This window comes from Allobosea sp. P4_E12, from assembly GCF_056401655.1.
Genome location: NZ_JBFUIY010000001.1, coordinates 317,695 through 334,469, shown reverse-complemented (window position 1 = coordinate 334,469; position 16,775 = coordinate 317,695). Strand labels below are relative to the sequence as shown.

The following is a 16,775-nucleotide window of genomic DNA, read 5'->3' as shown; positions in this document are numbered from 1 at the left end:
GTGAAGAATCACACCTCGCGAGGCTTACTCGATGCCGTTTCTGAAGAAGCTTGCTGCCTTGTCCATCGGCCGTTCGTTCGGCCTCATCGCCATTCTCGCGGCCGTCCTCGCCATCGGTGGGGTGAGCTTCACGCTCGTCCAGGCCCGCAGCGAGATGATCGCCCTCAAGCGCGCCGAGATGAAGAACGCCGTCGAGGCGGCTGCATCGACGGTCAACAGCTATCTGGCGCGGGCTGATAAGGGTGAACTGAAGGAAGCCGAGGCGAAGAAGATGGCGCTCGATGCCATTTCCGCAGCGCGCTTCGACAACGGAAACTACTATTTCGTCGTCAATTTCGACGGCATCAGCGTTCTGCATGCCAATAAGAAGATCGAGACGACGGACATGATGCCGTTGAAGGATGCGACCGGAAAGTTCTTCGTCAAGGAGATGGTCGAACTCGCCAAGGCAAAGGGCACCGGATTTCTTGACTATTTCTGGCTGAGGACGGGCGACAAGGAGCCTTCTCTCAAGATTTCCTATGTCGTCTCCGTTCCGAAATGGAACTGGGTCGTCGGTTCCGGGCTGCATGTCGACGATGTCGACGCGGCCTTCCGTGGCATGATGCTCGACGTGGCCAAGGTCCTGGTTCCGCTTGGTCTGCTCATGCTTGGTCTGGTCGTGTTCCTGAGCCGCCGCTCGTCGAGCATGCTGACCTCGCTCGCGGATACGATGAACGAACTTGCGACCGGCAATCTGCAAAACCCGATCGCGCATCAGGAGCGTGGAGACGAGATCGGCAGCATGGCGCGTGCTCTCGTCGTCTTCCGCGATGCGGCTCTGGCGAAGGAGGAGATCGAGGCCGACAAGCAGCGCGTCGAGGCGCAGGCGAGCGCGCATCGCGATGCCGCCGACCTGGATCGTCGCCGCAACGAAACCGAGCGGGCCCAGAGTTCCGCCCAGCAGGAAACGGTTGTCCGTGCGCTCGGGGCGGGTCTTGAACATCTCGCCGAGGGGGACCTGACCTACCGGATCGCGGATGTCTTTGCCGCCGACTACGTCAAGCTCAAGGACGACTTCAATGGCGCGATCGCCCGGCTGCAGGAGACGATGCGCCAGATTGCGACCAACACCGAAAGCATGAAGGCAGGCTCGGGCGAGATCAGCCAGGCGGCCGATGACCTCGCCAGCCGGACCGAGCAGCAGGCCTCATCGGTGGAGGAGACGGCAACCGCGCTCGACGAACTCACCGCCACCGTACGGCAGACCGCCGAAAGTGCGCGCCTCGCAAGCCAGGCGACCACTCAGGTCAAGACGGAGGCCGAGCAGTCGACCCAGATCGTGCGCGACGCAGTGTCGGCCATGGGCGGCATCGAGAAGTCTGCGGACGAGATCTCGCAGATCGTGGGTGTCATCGACGAGATTGCCTTCCAGACCAATCTGCTGGCACTGAATGCCAGCGTCGAGGCGGCGCGCGCGGGCGATGCCGGCAAGGGTTTTGCCGTCGTCGCGTCCGAGGTCCGGGCACTGGCGCAGCGTTCTGCCGAAGCGGCCAAGGAGATCAAGGGACTGATCACCGCTTCGACCGTCGAGGTCGACAAGGGCGTCGCACTGGTCGGCCAGACCGGCAATGCCCTGCAGCGGATGGCCGGCGAGATCACCCGCGTCACCGCGCTGGTTGCCGAGATTGCGTCGGCAGCCCAGGAGCAGGCTGCTGGACTCCAGGAGGTCAACAGCGCCGTCAACGAGATGGACCAGGCGACGCAGCAGAATGCCGCCATGGCGGAAGAGTCGACGGCCGCGGCGCATGCGCTGTCGCAGGAGGCTGATCGCCTCGCGGCTCAGGTCGCGCGCTTCAGGCTTGGCGGAGACGTTGCCGGCTTGCAGGATATGGCACGCAAGATGGCGAGCGTCGTCCCGCCCGCTCCTCGCGCAGCCGCCCCGAGCCGCAAGCCTGCCGCCCAGCACAGGGCGGCGCCCGTCCGCAAACTCGAGCCGAGCGCACATGATCGCGCCTGGGAGGAATTTTGAGTACGACGTCCGAACCGCCGGAGACGATCAGCTTCGACGATTTCCTCAAGGTCGACATTCGTGTCGGCACCATCGTCGAGGCACTGCCCTATCCCGAGGCACGCAAGCCGGCGTTCAAGCTGGTGATCGATTTCGGCGGTGAGATTGGTCTCAAGAAATCGTCGGCGCAGATCACCACGCACTATCGCTGCGAGGATCTTCCGGGCCGGCAGGTCCTCGCGGTGGTCAATTTCCCGCCGCGCCAGATCGGAAAATTCATGTCAGAGGTCCTGACGCTCGGCATGCCTGACGGTAACGGCGAGGTGGTGCTGATCGGGCCCAGCCTCGCTGTCCCTAATGGTGGCCGGCTCTTCTGACGAGGGCTCAGGCAGCGGATCGGTCTCGCTGCCACGTCCCGGTTTCCAGTGTGGTCGGCGCCGGTTCGGCTGCCGACCAGTTGAAGGGCAGTGCGCGCTTGCGCCGCCAGGCGCGTGCGATGCGAAAGCGCCAGAGCCGCTGCGAGCCGCTTAAGGTTCCGAGCTCCGGGCCGCTCCAGACGATCTCCGTTTCGCCCTGAAGCTGAATGATGTCGCCCATCGCGAAGTCGGGAATGAGCAGCGCGGCGCGCGGCTCCAGCAGCAGATTGCCGAGTGTGTTGAAGTAGCTGTTGCCGGTGAAATCCGGGATCGTCAGGACGTCGCCGTCGATCCGGACAAAGCCCGGCCGGCCGCCGCGATGCGAAATGTCGACACTCGTGGCTGATCCGCCCTGCGGCCCGGACGAACTGGCGATGAACAGGGTATCCACGGCTCCGATCACGGTCCGGGCAGCCGCGTCCAAACGGGTCAGTGGCTCCGCCACCTCCGGCGAGCGGGCAATAGCTGTCGGGACGCGGGTCTGGATGTACTTCGCACAGTTCCCGAAGCTCTGTGAGACCTCGAACGACAGACCGTCGGGATCGCGTGCGGCAATGATGCCGTTGGCGCGGTTACGTCGCCTCGTCGTGAAGTCGAGGCCAAGCAGACCGACGGGACGGTCCGTTTCCAGCGCTGCGGCCGCCGGATCGGCTGCCGAGGGCAGCGCAGCGATGCGCAGGCGGGTTGGTGCGGGGCTTTGCACGAAGCCGGCTTCTCCGCTCAGCACGGTTGCGATCGGCCAGCCATCGCGACCGAGCCCGCCGATGAAGAGATAGGGCAGGAGCGGGAAGAAGGTCCTGTGCTGATCCGGCATGAGGCTGCGGATGCCGGCTCCGCGCGAGAACTGGCCTGCGCGGGCCTGCGCTTCGCGTTCACCTCGATGGAAGGGGGACACGTCCATGGCGCATCATCCCTTGGCGGGAAGCGGGGAGGGCGGAATCGGCTTGAAGAAGGGCAGAGCCTCGATCCGCGCGGTCCAGGCTCTCACTGCCGGGTAGGGCTCGAGCGAGATGCCGCCTTCCGGAGCGTGCGCCACATATGAATAGCAGGCAAGGTCGGCCAGTGTCGGCTGTTCCGCCGCGAGGAAGGCGCGCTCCGCCAGGTGACTTTCCATGAAGGTGAGCAGCCGCGAGGAGATCTGTTCGGCGCGGGCGGAATCGTCCTTCAGTCCAAACTGGGTGATCAATCGCGCAGTCGAGGGACCATGCATGACCTCTCCGGCGGCGATCGAGAGCCAGCGCTGGACCTGGGCCGCGGCGAGCGGCTCGCTTGGCAGCCAGGCGCTGTCCGGAGCATAGCGCTTCACCAGATAGACCATGATCGCGTTGCTGTCGGCCAGCGTCAGCGCCCCGTCCTGAAGCACCGGGATCTGGCCGAGCGGATTGAGCGCGAGAAAGGCTTCGCTCCTGCGCACATCAGCCGGAGCCGAAGCGAAGCGATAATCGAGTCCGAGAGCCAGCAGCAGCAGCTCGACGCGATGGCCATGGCCAGAGAGCGGCGTGCTGTGAAGGGTGATGCCGGTTTGTGACATGGGGTGACCTCCCGAGATGAGGTCGCAGTCTGTTTGTTTCAGTTCCTGAGCGAAACACGCTATCTTTGAAAGTCAGAATTCCATGGATAGGAACATTGATTGGACCGCCTCGACGAATTGGCGATCTTCGTCGCCATCCTTGATACCGGCAGCCTCGCGGGTGCGGGCCGGCAGCTGCGCCGTTCGCGCCCGGCGGTGACGCGGGCTCTTGCCGGGCTCGAGGAACGCGTCGGCGCACGCTTGATTGCCCGTACCACGCGCCAACTCACTCCGACGGATGCCGGGCGTGCGCTCGCGACCTCCGCGAGGCGGATGCTGGCCGACTACGAGGCGTCGATGTCGGGTGTCTCCGCGGCCCCGGTTCGTGGCCTGCTGCGCGTCACTGCCCCGTTGGCCTTCGGCCGGCGCCATGTCACGCCCTTGGTGACGGAGTTCCTGGACCTGCATCCCGAGGTACAGGTCGAGCTCGTTCTGGCCGACCGCAATCTCGACATGATCGATGAAGGGCTCGACGTCGCAATCCGGATCGGTCCATTGCCGGATTCGCGGCTGGTCATACGCAAAGTCGGCGAGGTCAGACGCCTCCTGGTCGCGGCTCCATCCTATCTCGCAAGCCGTGGCATGCCGTCGCGCCCCTCGGACCTGCTGCAGCATGACACCATTGCCAGCGTGGCAGCAGGGCAGGGCATGCTCTGGCGTTTTGGCGGATCGGCACGCGGGTCGAGCGTGGCCGTCGCGCCCCGGTTCATCGTCAACGAGATTGAATCGGGCCTGATTGCGGCCCGCGCCGGTCGCGGGCTGGCACGGCCGCTGTCCTACCAGGTGGCAGACGACATTGCCGCGGGAACATTGGTGCGGCTGCTGCGCGATTTCGAGCCGGCCCCGCTGCCTGTGCATCTCGTTGTTCCGAGCGGGCAGCATCTGGCGGCGAAGGTAAGGGCCTTCCTTGATCAGGCGGCCGCGTATTTCCAGCGCCTCGGCGCGATCCGGCCCGAAGGCGTGTCGTGAGGTCCAGCAAAGCCCGCGATGGCCGAGACGACAGCGCTTCCCCGCGGGTCCGCGGGGCGTGATGTCGCGCAGATCAGACCGGAAGTCGGACGGTGGCGCGCAGGCCGCCCAGCGGCGAGTCCGCCAGGATGATGTCGCCGCCATGGGCCCGGGCGATGTCTCGGGCAATGGCAAGACCGAGGCCTGTGCCGCCGCTGTCGACATTGCGGGCCTCATCCAGCCGGAAGAACGGACGGAAAACATCCTCCCGCAAGCCGGCGGGGATGCCTGGGCCGTCATCGTCGATCATCACGATCAGATAGCGGGCGTCGTGGGTAGCACGAATGGCGATGCGATCGCCGAAGCGCGCTGCGTTGGAGACGAGATTCGTCAGCAGGCGGCGGATCGCGTCCGGTCGAATCACGACCAGCGGGTCGCCGACGACTTCGAGCTCGGTCTGATGGCCTTGCCGTTCGGCATTGACCTTCAGATCTTCCAGAAGGGCGCGGATATCGGTCTCGACCGCAGCCTCGCCGACGTCGCCGCGGGCGAAGGCGAGATAGTCCTCGAGCATACGGCTCATCTCGTCGACATCCTTCTCCAGCGCGTCGATCTCCGAGGAGCGTTCGAGAAGTGCGAGTGAAAGCTTGAAGCGAGTCAGGATCGTGCGCAGGTCGTGGCTGACGCCGTTGAGCATGGTCGTGCGCTCGCCGACCGAGCGTTCCACGCGGCGCTTCATTTCTATGAAGGCGTTGCCGGCACGCCGGACCTCGCGCGCGCCGCGCGGCCGGAAATCGGAGTCGCGTCCCTTGCCAAATGCCTCCGCAGCGTCGGCCAGGCGCAGGATCGGCCTGATCTGGTTACGCAGGAACAGCACGGCGATGGTCAGCAGGATCAGCGATGTGCCGATCATCCAGATCAGGAAGATATGGCTGTTCGAGGCATAGGCCTGACTGCGCCGCGTCAGTACCCGCATCACGTTCGGCCCGAGCTTCACCCTGATCTCGATCAGGCTGGAGCGGCCGACCGTATCGAGCCAGAAGGGCCGTGCGACCTGCTGGCTCAGTTCCGTCGAGAGCGCACTGTCGAGCAGCGAGAAGAACGGGCGGGGGCCCGGTGGCGGCAGATCGGCGTCCGGGATGATGTCGACATCCAGGCCGAGGCGCTCCAGTGCGATGCGACTGAGCACGCTTGCCTGCGCATCCTGCGGATAGCTCTCATAGACGTCAATCAGCGCCGCGATGTCGGCCGAGACGGCCGAGGACAGGCGTTGCGTCACCGTCTGCCAGTGCCGCTCCATGAAGACATAGGCGATGACCGACTGCAGCAGCACGACCGGCGCAATGACGATGACGAGGGCGCGCGGATAGAGGCCCTTCGGCATGTAGCGACCGATCATCCGCAGCGGCCGGCCGCCGAGCTTGAGCACGGGCCTGAGCATGCGTGCGAGCCCGACCCGCACATGTCCCATCGCGGCCCCGACCCGCCGAAGGCCGAGGCCGACTGCCTGAGCCAAGCGCATGCCACGCGCGCCGACTTGCATCGATTCAGCCCCGATCCGTGACCAGCCGGTAGCCGACACCCCGAACGGTCTGGAGATAGAGCGGGTCTGCCGGGTCGCGCTCGATCTTGCGGCGCAGCCGGTTGATCTGGACGTCGATGGTGCGGTCATTGGCCGCCGAGCCCTGCGCCGCGAGCTGTTCGCGCGGGACATGCTCACCCGCGCGCTCGGCCAGGGCCGTCAGGATCTCGCGCTCGCGCTCGGTGAGCCGGATCGTTTCCTCGCCATGGCGCAATTCGCCGCGGGCGAGACCATAGATGAAGGGGCCGAAGCGGACGAAATCAGGGTGGCTGCCCGATTGCGGGGCATCCACGACGATGGTTCGCTTGAGGATGTTGCCAAGCCTCAGGATGAGCTCGCGCGGCTCGAAAGGCTTGGTGAGATAGTCATCGACGCCGATTTCCAGCCCATTGATGCGGTCGGCGCTGTCGGCGCGCGCGGTCAGCATCAGGATCGGGGCGTTGGAACCTCCGCGGAAACGACGGGCAAAGTCGAAGCCGTTCTCGCCGGGCATCATGATGTCGAGCACGATGGCGTCGAAGACGAGATGGGCAAGGCGCGAATCGGCCTCGGCCGCATTGGCGGCCGTGGTGACACGGTAGCCGTGATCGCCGAGAAAGCGCGCCAGCAGGTCGCGCAGGCGGCGGTCGTCGTCGACCACGAGGATATGCGGGGCCTCGTCTGGGACCGGCTTCAGGGCCTTGACTGCGGTCATCGGGCTTGGTCCTCTTCGTAGCCGGAGCGCGATCCCCGCCGCCGGGAGACCAGGATCCCCCGGTTTGGCGACGGTGCCATGTCCGGCTTGGATGCTCTTCGCCGCGCAGCTCACACCGGCGTAGCGAGAAAGCCCAGTACCTTCTTGCGTTCGGCGGGATCGATCAACCCCGCGAGATAGCGCGCCACCTGCTCGCCTGCCTCGGGGCCGACGGCGCTGAGCGCCGCATTGATCCGTTTGCCCTGGAGACGCGCCAGCCTCACGGCCAGCTCCTTGCCGGTATCCGTCGGATAGAGGTTGCGCTGGCGCTTGTCCTGCGTGCCCATGCGGGACTCGACGAAGCCGGTCTCGACAAGCTCCTTCAGCACGCGGTTAAGGCTCTGCTTGGTGATCTGCAGGATGTCGAGCAGTTCGGCGATCGTCAGGCCCGGGCGCCTCTGCACGAAATGCAGCACGCGGTGATGCGCCCGGCCGAAGTCGTAATCCGCCAGGATGCGGTCGGGGTCGCTGACGAAATCGCGATAGGCGAAGAAGAAGAGCTCGATCAGGTCGTAGGGTACGTCCTCGGCGGGCGCGGGCCGGGGCGCATCGGTCGATCGGACTTGCGTGTCAGTCACGAGGCGCTCCATATTTTACGTCAGCCATGTTGACATATCTCAGACGGAAGATTACCGGTCAAGCATCCGGGGCGACTGATTATGTCGCTTTCGGTTGCTGCAGCGCAGTAATTGTTCAGTGCTTGCGCGCCCTACGCCCTTGTGGCCCAGTTCGGCGCATGAAGACTCGCAGAGGAGTTGCCCCATGTCTGTCATTCCTTTCGACCAGCGCGACGGCGTGATCTGGTTCGACGGCAAGCTCGTGCCGTGGAAGGACGCCAAGGTGCACGTACTGACCCACGGGTTGCATTACGGCTCCTGTGTCTTCGAGGGCGAACGCTCCTATGACGGCGTCATCTACAAGTGCACCGAGCATTCGCAGCGCTTCCACAAGTCGGCCGAGATCATGGAATTCGCGATCCCCTATTCGGTCGCCGAGATCGACGCAGCCAAATATCTCTGCCTCAAGGAGAACGGCCTCAAGGATGCCTATCTCCGCCCGGTCGCCTGGCGCGGCTCGGAGATGATGGCTGTGTCCGGCATGAACAACAGCATCCATACCGCGATCGCGGTCTGGGAGTGGCCGAGCATGTTCGACATGGCCCAGAAACTGAAGGGCGTGCGTCTCGACGTTGCCGATTATCGCCGTCCCGACCCGGCCTGCGCGCCGGTCCATGCCAAGGCTGCCGGACTCTACATGATCTGCTCGCTCTCCAAGCACAAGGCGGAGCGGGCCGGCTATGCCGACGCGATGATGCTCGACTGGGAAGGCAATGTCGCCGAATGCACCGGCGCCAATATCTTCTTCATAAGGGATGGCGTGGTTCACACCCCGACCGCCGACAGGTTCCTGAATGGCATTACCCGCCAGTCCGTGATCGATCTGTGCCGGGCACGCGGTTTCGAAGTGGTCGAGCGGCGCATCCGCCCGGAGGAGCTCGAGGGCTTCTCGGAATGCTTTATCACCGGCTCGGCCGCCGAGGTGACGCTGGTCTCCGAAATCGGGCCCTACAAGTTCATCACCGGCAATATGGGCAAGGTGATCATGGAAGATTATTCCGCTGCGGTGAGGCCAGCCTCCAAGGCAGCGTGAGCGATCGAACAAAGGCCCGGTCGAGAGACCGGGCCTTTTGCTATTTGGCGAGCTTCACGTCGCTTCGATAGAGCGTCGGCCAGTCCTCCGGATCCACGCCGCGGCATTCCGGCATCTCGCTCAAGGCGGTCAGAACGAAGCCCGAGCCGGTCCAGGCATAGTTGCCGGCACTGCCGCAATCCCCGATGCCGCGCGCCTTGCCGAAGAAGCCGACCTGTCCGGTCGCTGGGTCGAAGCTGGCATTGATCAGGAGATTGTCGCTGTTGGCGCCGGGCTGAGGGAAAGCGACCTTCCTGGCCTTCGCGACATCAGTGCCAGTCACGCTCCAGAAGCCGGTCGTGACATTGTAGGGGCCGCGCGAGCAGAGCAGGCCAACCAGCTTCGTGGAGGCGTCAAGCGACCAGACGCTGTCGGAATCCGAGTCCGCGTCGCCGCCGTCGTCGCAAAGGTCGGGGTCGCGCTGCTTGAGGTACTTGCGCAGCGCAACCACCATGGCGTTCGTCGCCTTGGCGTCGGGCGCAGGAAACCCGGCAGTCGCCCGCGCGGCGATTACAGGCAGGGCCGGCGCCGCAGGCACGGTTGTGGCCGGGCCCTTGCGGATCAGTGCACTCGTGCCGCCAAGCCTGCCCTGTTGTTCGTCGATCCAGAGCATGGCGGCGACCGAACCCGCGAGCGAGATGTCATAGCTCTTGCCGGCAAGTTTGGCCGTCAGCCGGGTCGCCTTTCGCGCTGCGGCGATGAGGGCCTCGGTATCGGCGTCGGACAGCAGAAGGGTTGCGCTGTCCTCACCGTCGCGACGGGCGGGCAGGCTCTTGCCTGCGGCGGGGAAGGGGGCGCCATCCAGAAGCAATTGTACGGAGAGCGGCGCCTTGAGCTGCTCGCCTCTGAGACGGAGGGAGAGCGAGGCTGCACCGGCCGGTCCGGCCGAGCGCTCGAGCTTCAGGAAGCCGATATCGCTCGCTGCTTCCGCGGGCAGCGACAAGGCCGTGCAGCCCTTGAGATTGTCGCATCCGGCGATCCAGTCACGGAAGGTCTTGATGCCGGTTTCGGCGGCTTGGGCGTGGCCCAGGCCGAGCAGAGTGGCTACGCCGACTGCGGAGATCAGCGGGCTCTTCTGTTGGCCAGACATTCATTCAGTTCCAGCGTGCTGCGGCGGTATCATCGTCGGCCTTGGCTTCGACCCATCCGCCGATGGTGCCGTCGCTCAGGTGCTCGCGCTTCCAGAAGGGAGCCCGGGTCTTGAGATAGTCCATCAGGAATTCGGCTGCCTCGAAGGCGGCGCGGCGATGGCGTGATGCGGCGACCACCAGCACGATCTGTCCGCCCGGCCTGATCAGCCCGTAACGATGGATGGCGACCAGACCATTGAGCGGCCAGCGCTCGACTGCCTCCGCTGCCACGCGCCCGATCTCGGCCTCGGCCATGCCGGGATAATGCTCGAGCTCGAGCGCTGCCAGTTGGCCACCTTCATCGCGACAAAGCCCGGCGAAGGTGACGACGGCGCCGATATCGGTCCGGTCGCGGGTCAGCGCCGCGACCTCGGCGTTGAGGTCGAAATCCTCGCGCTGGATGCGGACGACCGGAGTCATGGCGTGGGCCCGGCTTGCCTCAGCCGCCCGTCATCGGCGGGAAGAAGGCGATCTCCCTGGCGCCTGCGAGGGAGGCTTCCGGCTTGACATGGACATGGTCGATGGCGGCGCGCACGATCGCGGCATTCTCGAAGGCCATCTCGTAGCCTTCGTCGCGCCCTCTCAGCCAATCCACCAAGTCAGCCACGGTCCGTGCCTCGTGGGGCACCTCCACAGTTTCTTCCGCAACGCCGATGCGTTCGCGGACCCAGGCGAAATAGACGAGCTTCAGGGTTCGGGTCTCGGCCAGACTGTCGATCATGATGCGCGCTCATCCTCATCCACCAGATGGCGGATTCCGGAGTTAAGATAATCCCACCCGGTATAGATGGTCAGGATTGCCGCCAGCCACAGCATGACGATGCCGATCTGCGTATTATACGGCAGAACCTTGTCGCCGGCGGGGCCGGCAACGAGGAAGCCGAGCGCCAGGAGTTGCGCCGTAGTCTTCCATTTCGCCACCTTGCTGACGGGAACGCTGACCTGCAGCTCGGCCAGGAACTCGCGCAAGCCCGATACCAGGATCTCGCGGCAGAGGATGACGATGGCCGCCCAGAGCGACCAGCCATAGATCGTGCCGTCTGCGACAAGCATCAGCAGCAGGGCACAGACCAGAAGCTTGTCGGCGATCGGATCGAGCATCCGGCCGATCGCCGAATGCTGGCTCCACGCCCGGGCGATCCACCCGTCGAGATAATCCGTCACAGCCGCCGCGACATAGATCGCCAACGCGATCCAGCGCATCCAGTCGTCGCGCGGCCAGAATAGCAGCGCCACCAGCGCCGGAATCGCTGCGATCCGGCCGTAGGTCAGCAAATTTGGCAGGGACCAAGGGCCCCGCCGCCTGATGGCATCTGGAAGAATCGTCACGGGAAACACCAAAGCAGCGCGCTTGTGACAGCGTCAACACGCAATCCCGCGAGGCATGTACGAGCCCTACGCATCGTGAAAGAAATCGTGCACCGCCTTGGCGGTGGCGGCATTGACGCCGGGCGTGCGCATCAGGTCGTCGAGCTTGGCGCGCTGGATCGCCTTGACCGTGCCGAAATGCAGCAGAAGCGCCCGCTTTCGCGAAGGGCCAATGCCCGCAATCTCGTCGAGCGGGTTCTTGGTGATGTCGCGCTTGCGTCTGGCGCGATGCGTGCCGATGGCGAAACGATGCGCCTCGTCGCGCAGGCGCTGGATGAAATAGAGGCCGGGGTCGCGCGGTGGCAGCTTGAACGGCTCCTTGCCGGCCATGAAGAACGTCTCGCGCATGGCGTTGCGGTCGGCGCCCTTGGCAATGGCCACAAGTGGAATATCGGTGACACCACATTCGGCCATGATCAGGCGCGCGGCCTCGAACTGGCCCTTGCCACCATCGACGATGACGAGATCGGGGCGCGAGGGAAAGGCGGTTTCGTCCTGAGCCTCGGGGGGCGGGGCAGGAGATTCGGCCGCTGCGAGATCGACGGCGTCGCCGCCCTCCGCTGCCACGCTCTCCTTCGCCAATCGCGAGAACCGCCGCTTCAGCACCTCCCGCATCATGCCGAAATCGTCGCCGGCAATGGTGTCGGAGGAGATGTTGAAGGTGCGGTAATGGCTCTTCATGAAACCGTCCGGGCCGGCGACGATCATGCCGCCGACCGCATTCGTCCCCATGATGTGGGAGTTGTCGTAGACTTCGACGCGGCGCGGCGGCCTTGGCAGCCCGAAGGCTTCGCCGAGCGCGACAAGCAGACTCTGCTGCCCGGCATTGTCGGCGAGCTTGCGGGAGAGTGCCTCATGCGCGTTCTTCCGGGCGTGGGCGACGAGATCGAATTTCTCGCCACGCTTGGGCGCCGCGATCTCGACCTTGCGGCCGGCGCGAGCCGAGAGCGCTTCGCCGATCAGTTCGATCTCCTCGACCTCATGCGAGAGCAGCACGAGGCGTGGCGGCGGCTTGTCGTCGTAAAACTGGGTGACGACGGAGGCCAGGACTTCGGCGGGCGTGAGGCTTTTGTCGGCGCGAGGGAAGAGCGCCCGATTGCCCCAGTTCTGGTGGTTGCGGAAGAAGAAGATCTCGACGCAGAAATGCCCGGCCTGCTCATCGATGGCGAACACATCCGCCTCCTCGACGCCCTGGGTGTTGATGTCCTGGCCGGCCTGGACCGCAGAGAGCGCCGCCAGCCGGTCGCGGTAGCGCGCCGCCTGCTCGAACTCGAGAGCCTCCGCTGCCGCCTGCATCCGCTCCGACAGCGTCCGCTTCACGGTCGAGGAGCGGCCTGACAGGAAATCGCGCGCCTGATCAGCCAGTGCCTGGTAATCGGCATGCGAGATTTCGCCCGTGCAAGGCGCGGCACAGCGCTTGATCTGGAAGAGCAGGCAGGGCCGCGTGCGGTTCTCGTAATAGCTGTCGGAGCAGGAGCGCAGCAGGAACGCCTTCTGCAGTGCGTCGATGGTGCGCTTCACCGCCTGGACCGATGCGAACGGCCCAAAATAATCGCCCTTGCGTTGGCGCGAGCCGCGATGCTTGGCGATCTGCGGGGCAGGGTGGTCGCCCGTCAGCAGGATATAGGGAAAGGATTTGTCGTCGCGAAGCAGGACATTGTAGCGCGGCCTGAGCTGCTTGATCAGGTTGGATTCGAGCAGCAGCGCCTCGGTTTCCGTCCCCGTGGTGACGAATTCCATGTTCGCCGTCTCGGAGATCATCCGGGCGACGGCGTTGGTATGGGCAAGCCCGCGCGCATAGGCCGTGACGCGATTCTTCAGACTCTTGGCCTTGCCGACATAGAGCACCTCGCCGGCCCGATCGAACATACGGTAGACGCCGGGCTTGTTCGGCAGGTGCTTGGCGAACCCGGCGATGACCTCGATGCCGTGCTTCAGTTCGGAGGGGGCTGTCTCGCCGGCATCGACGGTTGCGTCGGGGAGCGGGAGGCTGTCCTCCTCGTCCTCGATCTCGTCTTCCGGCAGGTCGTCGGTGCGCTGGCGATTCATGAGCCCGATGTAAGATGCCCGAGGCGTTTCGTCATGTCAGGAGCGTGCTCCGCCCTGTGGCAAAATGCACGGGTGAGGTGGTGCTCCCGGAGCAACGTTGCTCCCATATGAATTGACCAATCCAAACGACGCGCTCGAGGGAGGACGAAACCCCATGCCCCAACAGGATAATCTCAGGATCGTTCTGGCCGCTCGCCCGGTCGGCCGGCCCCGCCCCAGCGATTTCAGGCTCGAGCACGCTGCGGTTCCGGAGGCTTCCGACGGCCAGGTGGTTCTGCGCATCCTCTATCTCTCGCTCGACCCCTATATGCGGGGGCGCATGAGCGATGAGAAATCCTATTCCGCTCCGGTGGCCATCGGTCAGGTGATGGAAGGCGGCACCGTTGCGGAGGTTCTGGAGAGCCGTCACCCCGACTTCAGGCCAGGCGATATCGTGCTTTCACATTCCGGCTGGCAGTCCTACGCGGTGGCCGACGGGGCCCATCTGCGCAAGATCGATCCGGCCGCCGCGCCAATCACGACCGCGCTGGGCGTGCTCGGGATGCCAGGCTTCACCGCTTATGCCGGCCTGTTGACGATCGGCCAACCCAAGGCGGGGGAGACCGTGGTCGTGGCAGCCGCCAGCGGGCCTGTGGGATCGGCGGTGGGGCAGATCGCGCGGATCAAGGGCGCGCGCGCCGTCGGGATCGCGGGTGGCGAGACGAAATGCGCCTTCATCCGCGAGACCTTCGGATTCGATGCCGTCGTCGATCACAGCGCTCCCGATTTCGCCGACCAACTGGCGGCGGCCTGTCCGAATGGCATCGACGTCTATTTCGASAATGTCGGCGGCAAGGTCTGGGATGCGGTGTTTCCGCTGCTGAACGGCTTTGCCCGGATTCCTGTCTGCGGGCTGATTGCGCAGTATAACAGCACGGGCGATTTCGAGGGCCCGGACCGGCTGCCCATCGTCATGCGCCAGGTCCTGACCAAGAGTCTGACGATCCGTGGTTTCATCCAGCGTGAGTTCGTCGCGCAGCGCCCGGCCTTCGAACGGGAGGCGTCCGGCTGGATCGCCGGAGGCGCCTTGAAATACAAGGAGGACATCGTGGAGGGCCTCGCCCAGGCGCCTGAGGCGTTCATCGGCCTGCTCGACGGGAAGAATTTCGGCAAGCTCATCATCAAGGTCTGAGCAGGGCAGGCGGGGTGCATACCGGCGCCCTTTTTGCTTGACCACTTCGCCTCCAGCCGGCCATGTCGCGGCAGGTTTTCCTTCGCGCAGTCCTCCCGAGCGTCCCTTGGGTCGCCCGGGATGACGCGTGATGGGCGGTGCGCAACCGCCTGAGCGAGACTGCGACTTCCGCCACCGGACCTTTGCCCATGCCCGTATTCGCCATCCCCTTCCCGGTGATCGACCCGGTCGCGCTGCAACTCGGACCGCTGTCGGTCAAATGGTATGGCCTCGCCTATGTCGTGGGGCTGATCGGCGGCTGGTGGTATGCACGCCGGCTGGTCTCGTCTCCTGCGCTCTGGGGGAGCTCGAAGCACCCCGCGGCAGAAGAGCTCGACGACATGCTGCTCTGGGTGGCGCTCGGCGTGGTGCTCGGCGGGCGCATCGGCTTCGTGCTGTTCTACGACCTTGAGCGCTATCTCGCCCGGCCGCAGGATATCATCGCGATCTGGCAGGGCGGCATGTCCTTCCATGGTGGGTTGCTGGGGGCGGCGACGGCGCTGTTCCTGTTTGCGCGCCGGCGCGGGCACCCGGCGCTGAGCGTCTTCGATCTCGCCGCCGCCGTCGTTCCGATCGGGCTTTTCCTCGGGCGCATCGCCAATTTCATCAATGCCGAGCTCTGGGGCCGGCCGGCACCGGGATTGCCCTTCGCCATGGTCTTTCCCAATGCCGGGCCGTTGCCGCGCCATCCGAGCCAGCTCTATGAGGCGCTGGGGGAGGGGATCCTGCTCTTCATCCTGCTCGCGCTCGTCGTTCGGGCTGGCGGCTTCAAGCGACCCGGCCTCGTCGCGGGTGTCTTCGGCATGGGTTATGCGGTCGCGCGCATCGTCTGCGAGTTTTTCCGCGAGCCCGATCCGCAGCTCGGCTTCCTGTTCGGCGGAAGTGTCGATGCGCTGAGCGGGGGCATCACCATGGGCATGCTGTTGTCCGTGCCGCTCTTCTTCGCCGGGCTCTATCTGGCGCTGCGCGCCAGACGGGCTAGCGCGTGAATGCGCTCAAGGCGGAGATCATCCGCCTGATCCAGGACGAGGGCCCGCTCAGCGTCTCGCGCTATATGGCGCTCTGCCTCGGCCATCCCCGTCACGGCTACTACATGACCCGCGACCCTTTCGGTGCCGAGGGAGACTTCACGACGGCGCCCGAGATCAGCCAGATGTTCGGGGAACTGATCGGGCTGTGGGCTGGTGCGGTCTGGCGGATGATGGGCGAGCCTGCAAGCTTGCGCCTCGTCGAGCTTGGACCGGGGCGTGGCACGTTGATGGCCGATGTGCTGCGGGCCGCGCGGATCGTTCCGGGTTTCCGCGAGGCGGTTTCCGTGCATCTCGTCGAGATGAGCCCCGTGCTGCGGCAAGCCCAGGCTCGGACCTTGGCCTCCGCGACCGAGCCGGTCTGGCACGACAGCATCGGGACTGCGCTGGAGGGGCCGACGATCCTCCTCGCCAACGAGTTCCTCGACGCGCTGCCGCTCGATCAATTCGTGCGCGTCGGAGATGGCTGGCGCGAACGTCTAGTCGGAATCAATGCCGCAAGCCAGCTGGCATTCGGGCTCGCCCATGCGCCGGAGCCTGCACTTGGGATTGCCGCCCCTGAGGGAAGCATCTTCGAACAGCCGACCGCAGCGCTTGATGTCGTGACGACGGTGGGCGGCCATCTCGCCGAGCAAGGCGGCGCTGCGCTGTTCATCGACTACGGTTCCGGGCGTTCAGGCTTCGGAGATACGCTTCAGGCGGTCCATCGGCATCGAATGGTTGATCCGCTTGCCGATACCGGTGAGGCCGACCTCACGGTTCATGTCGATTTCGAACGGATGGCGCAGGCTGCGTGGCGGGCCGGGGCTGCGGCGCATGGACCGGCGACGCAGCGCGATTTCCTGCTGGCGCTCGGGCTGGCGGAACGTGCGCAGGCGCTCTGCGGCAGAGCACGGCCGGAGCAGGCGGAGGCGATCCAGGCGGCTTTCGCACGGCTCACCGCCATTGGCGCGACCGAGATGGGTGAATTGTTCAAGGTTCTGGCATTATCGGATTCACGACTGCCGCTGCTGCCCGGATTTGACCTTCATCAGATGCCAGAGCAGGGCTGACGCCTGAGCC

General features: G+C 65.2%; 17 protein-coding genes. 7 read left to right on the top strand and 10 right to left on the bottom strand.

What is annotated here, in order from left to right:
• Positions 1–31: 31 nt before the first annotated feature.
• Entirely contained in the window at positions 32–2,011 is a 1,980-nt protein-coding gene (locus AC1DW9_RS01650) for a methyl-accepting chemotaxis protein (RefSeq protein ID WP_476775204.1), read from the top strand.
• Positions 2,008–2,367 carry a tRNA-binding protein gene (locus AC1DW9_RS01645; RefSeq protein WP_441505188.1) on the top strand — a complete coding sequence of 120 codons (360 nt, stop codon included), beginning with the start codon at positions 2,008–2,010 and terminating at the stop codon, positions 2,365–2,367. Before AC1DW9_RS01650 ends, AC1DW9_RS01645 begins: the two co-directional genes overlap by 4 nt.
• A 7-nt stretch (positions 2,368–2,374) precedes the next feature.
• Here the strand turns inward: AC1DW9_RS01645 and AC1DW9_RS01640 are convergent, their stop codons facing one another.
• Both AC1DW9_RS01640 and AC1DW9_RS01635 read right to left on the bottom strand, forming a co-directional pair.
• On the bottom strand, positions 2,375–3,307 hold the full coding sequence (locus tag AC1DW9_RS01640) for a pyridoxamine 5'-phosphate oxidase family protein (protein ID WP_476775203.1): 933 nt from the start codon (positions 3,305–3,307) through the stop codon (positions 2,375–2,377).
• Between the two features lie 6 nt (positions 3,308–3,313).
• On the bottom strand, positions 3,314–3,937 hold the full coding sequence (locus AC1DW9_RS01635; RefSeq protein ID WP_476775202.1) for a glutathione S-transferase: 624 nt from the start codon (positions 3,935–3,937) through the stop codon (positions 3,314–3,316).
• 99 nt (positions 3,938–4,036) lie between these two features.
• On the opposite strand from AC1DW9_RS01635, the gene AC1DW9_RS01630 reads away from it, so the two are divergent.
• Positions 4,037–4,945: a LysR family transcriptional regulator gene (locus AC1DW9_RS01630; protein WP_476769485.1), complete on the top strand. Its 909-nt coding sequence runs from the start codon at positions 4,037–4,039 to the stop codon at positions 4,943–4,945.
• 73 nt (positions 4,946–5,018) lie between these two features.
• Here the strand turns inward: AC1DW9_RS01630 and AC1DW9_RS01625 are convergent, their stop codons facing one another.
• The 3 genes from AC1DW9_RS01625 to AC1DW9_RS01615 all read right to left on the bottom strand — a co-directional run bounded on the left by AC1DW9_RS01625 (position 5,019) and on the right by AC1DW9_RS01615 (position 7,829).
• On the bottom strand, positions 5,019–6,365 hold the full coding sequence (locus tag AC1DW9_RS01625; protein WP_441489652.1) for an ATP-binding protein: 1,347 nt from the start codon (positions 6,363–6,365) through the stop codon (positions 5,019–5,021).
• A 106-nt stretch (positions 6,366–6,471) separates the two neighbouring features.
• A complete protein-coding gene (locus tag AC1DW9_RS01620) occupies positions 6,472–7,200 on the bottom strand; it encodes a response regulator (protein WP_476775201.1) in 729 nt (242 codons plus the stop codon).
• Positions 7,201–7,310: 110 nt separating this feature from the next.
• Positions 7,311–7,829: a MarR family winged helix-turn-helix transcriptional regulator gene (locus AC1DW9_RS01615; RefSeq protein ID WP_069879639.1), complete on the bottom strand. Its 519-nt coding sequence runs from the start codon at positions 7,827–7,829 to the stop codon at positions 7,311–7,313.
• A 172-nt stretch (positions 7,830–8,001) separates the two neighbouring features.
• On the opposite strand from AC1DW9_RS01615, the gene AC1DW9_RS01610 reads away from it, so the two are divergent.
• Entirely contained in the window at positions 8,002–8,889 is an 888-nt protein-coding gene (locus AC1DW9_RS01610; protein ID WP_476775200.1) for a branched-chain amino acid aminotransferase, read from the top strand.
• 40 nt (positions 8,890–8,929) lie between these two features.
• Here AC1DW9_RS01610 and AC1DW9_RS01605 read toward each other — a convergent pair whose 3' ends face one another.
• The 5 genes from AC1DW9_RS01605 to uvrC form a co-directional block, all read right to left on the bottom strand.
• Complete coding sequence (locus tag AC1DW9_RS01605; protein ID WP_476775199.1) at positions 8,930–10,018, bottom strand: DUF1176 domain-containing protein; 1,089 nt, start codon at positions 10,016–10,018, stop codon at positions 8,930–8,932.
• A 4-nt stretch (positions 10,019–10,022) separates the two neighbouring features.
• The gene (locus tag AC1DW9_RS01600) at positions 10,023–10,478 is read right to left on the bottom strand and encodes a molybdenum cofactor biosynthesis protein MoaE (RefSeq protein ID WP_441489493.1); all 456 of its coding nucleotides are present in this window, start codon (positions 10,476–10,478) and stop codon (positions 10,023–10,025) included.
• A 19-nt stretch (positions 10,479–10,497) separates the two neighbouring features.
• The gene (gene moaD / locus AC1DW9_RS01595; protein WP_113512320.1) at positions 10,498–10,749 is read right to left on the bottom strand and encodes a molybdopterin converting factor subunit 1; all 252 of its coding nucleotides are present in this window, start codon (positions 10,747–10,749) and stop codon (positions 10,498–10,500) included.
• Between the two features lie 26 nt (positions 10,750–10,775).
• Complete coding sequence (gene pgsA, locus AC1DW9_RS01590; RefSeq protein ID WP_043232683.1) at positions 10,776–11,387, bottom strand: CDP-diacylglycerol--glycerol-3-phosphate 3-phosphatidyltransferase; 612 nt, start codon at positions 11,385–11,387, stop codon at positions 10,776–10,778.
• Between the two features lie 66 nt (positions 11,388–11,453).
• A complete protein-coding gene (gene uvrC / locus AC1DW9_RS01585) occupies positions 11,454–13,475 on the bottom strand; it encodes an excinuclease ABC subunit UvrC (protein ID WP_476775198.1) in 2,022 nt (673 codons plus the stop codon).
• A 154-nt stretch (positions 13,476–13,629) separates the two neighbouring features.
• Between uvrC and AC1DW9_RS01580 the strand changes: the two genes are divergently transcribed.
• The 3 genes from AC1DW9_RS01580 (at position 13,630) to AC1DW9_RS01570 (ending at position 16,765) form a co-directional block, all read left to right on the top strand.
• Positions 13,630–14,646: an NADP-dependent oxidoreductase gene (locus AC1DW9_RS01580; RefSeq protein WP_476855010.1), complete on the top strand. Its 1,017-nt coding sequence runs from the start codon at positions 13,630–13,632 to the stop codon at positions 14,644–14,646.
• A 188-nt stretch (positions 14,647–14,834) separates the two neighbouring features.
• Positions 14,835–15,674 carry a prolipoprotein diacylglyceryl transferase gene (gene lgt, locus AC1DW9_RS01575; RefSeq protein ID WP_441505198.1) on the top strand — a complete coding sequence of 280 codons (840 nt, stop codon included), beginning with the start codon at positions 14,835–14,837 and terminating at the stop codon, positions 15,672–15,674.
• Positions 15,671–16,765 carry a class I SAM-dependent methyltransferase gene (locus AC1DW9_RS01570; protein ID WP_476775196.1) on the top strand — a complete coding sequence of 365 codons (1,095 nt, stop codon included), beginning with the start codon at positions 15,671–15,673 and terminating at the stop codon, positions 16,763–16,765. Before lgt ends, AC1DW9_RS01570 begins: the two co-directional genes overlap by 4 nt.
• Positions 16,766–16,775: the final 10 nt, after the last annotated feature.

What these genes read in the sequence shown, in the direction of transcription:
- AC1DW9_RS01640 (WP_476775203.1), bottom strand. Translation starts at nt 3,307, where the DNA reads ATGGACGTGTCCCCCTTCCATCGAGGTGAACGCGAAGCGCAGGCCCGC.
- AC1DW9_RS01610 (WP_476775200.1), top strand. Translation starts at nt 8,002, where the DNA reads ATGTCTGTCATTCCTTTCGACCAGCGCGACGGCGTGATCTGGTTCGAC.
- AC1DW9_RS01620 (WP_476775201.1), bottom strand. Translation starts at nt 7,200, where the DNA reads ATGACCGCAGTCAAGGCCCTGAAGCCGGTCCCAGACGAGGCCCCGCAT.
- uvrC (WP_476775198.1), bottom strand. Translation starts at nt 13,475, where the DNA reads ATGAATCGCCAGCGCACCGACGACCTGCCGGAAGACGAGATCGAGGAC.
- AC1DW9_RS01605 (WP_476775199.1), bottom strand. Translation starts at nt 10,018, where the DNA reads ATGTCTGGCCAACAGAAGAGCCCGCTGATCTCCGCAGTCGGCGTAGCC.
- AC1DW9_RS01635 (WP_476775202.1), bottom strand. Translation starts at nt 3,937, where the DNA reads ATGTCACAAACCGGCATCACCCTTCACAGCACGCCGCTCTCTGGCCAT.
- AC1DW9_RS01625 (WP_441489652.1), bottom strand. Translation starts at nt 6,365, where the DNA reads ATGCTCAGGCCCGTGCTCAAGCTCGGCGGCCGGCCGCTGCGGATGATC.
- AC1DW9_RS01615 (WP_069879639.1), bottom strand. Translation starts at nt 7,829, where the DNA reads ATGGAGCGCCTCGTGACTGACACGCAAGTCCGATCGACCGATGCGCCC.
- AC1DW9_RS01650 (WP_476775204.1), top strand. Translation starts at nt 32, where the DNA reads ATGCCGTTTCTGAAGAAGCTTGCTGCCTTGTCCATCGGCCGTTCGTTC.
- AC1DW9_RS01600 (WP_441489493.1), bottom strand. Translation starts at nt 10,478, where the DNA reads ATGACTCCGGTCGTCCGCATCCAGCGCGAGGATTTCGACCTCAACGCC.
- lgt (WP_441505198.1), top strand. Translation starts at nt 14,835, where the DNA reads ATGCCCGTATTCGCCATCCCCTTCCCGGTGATCGACCCGGTCGCGCTG.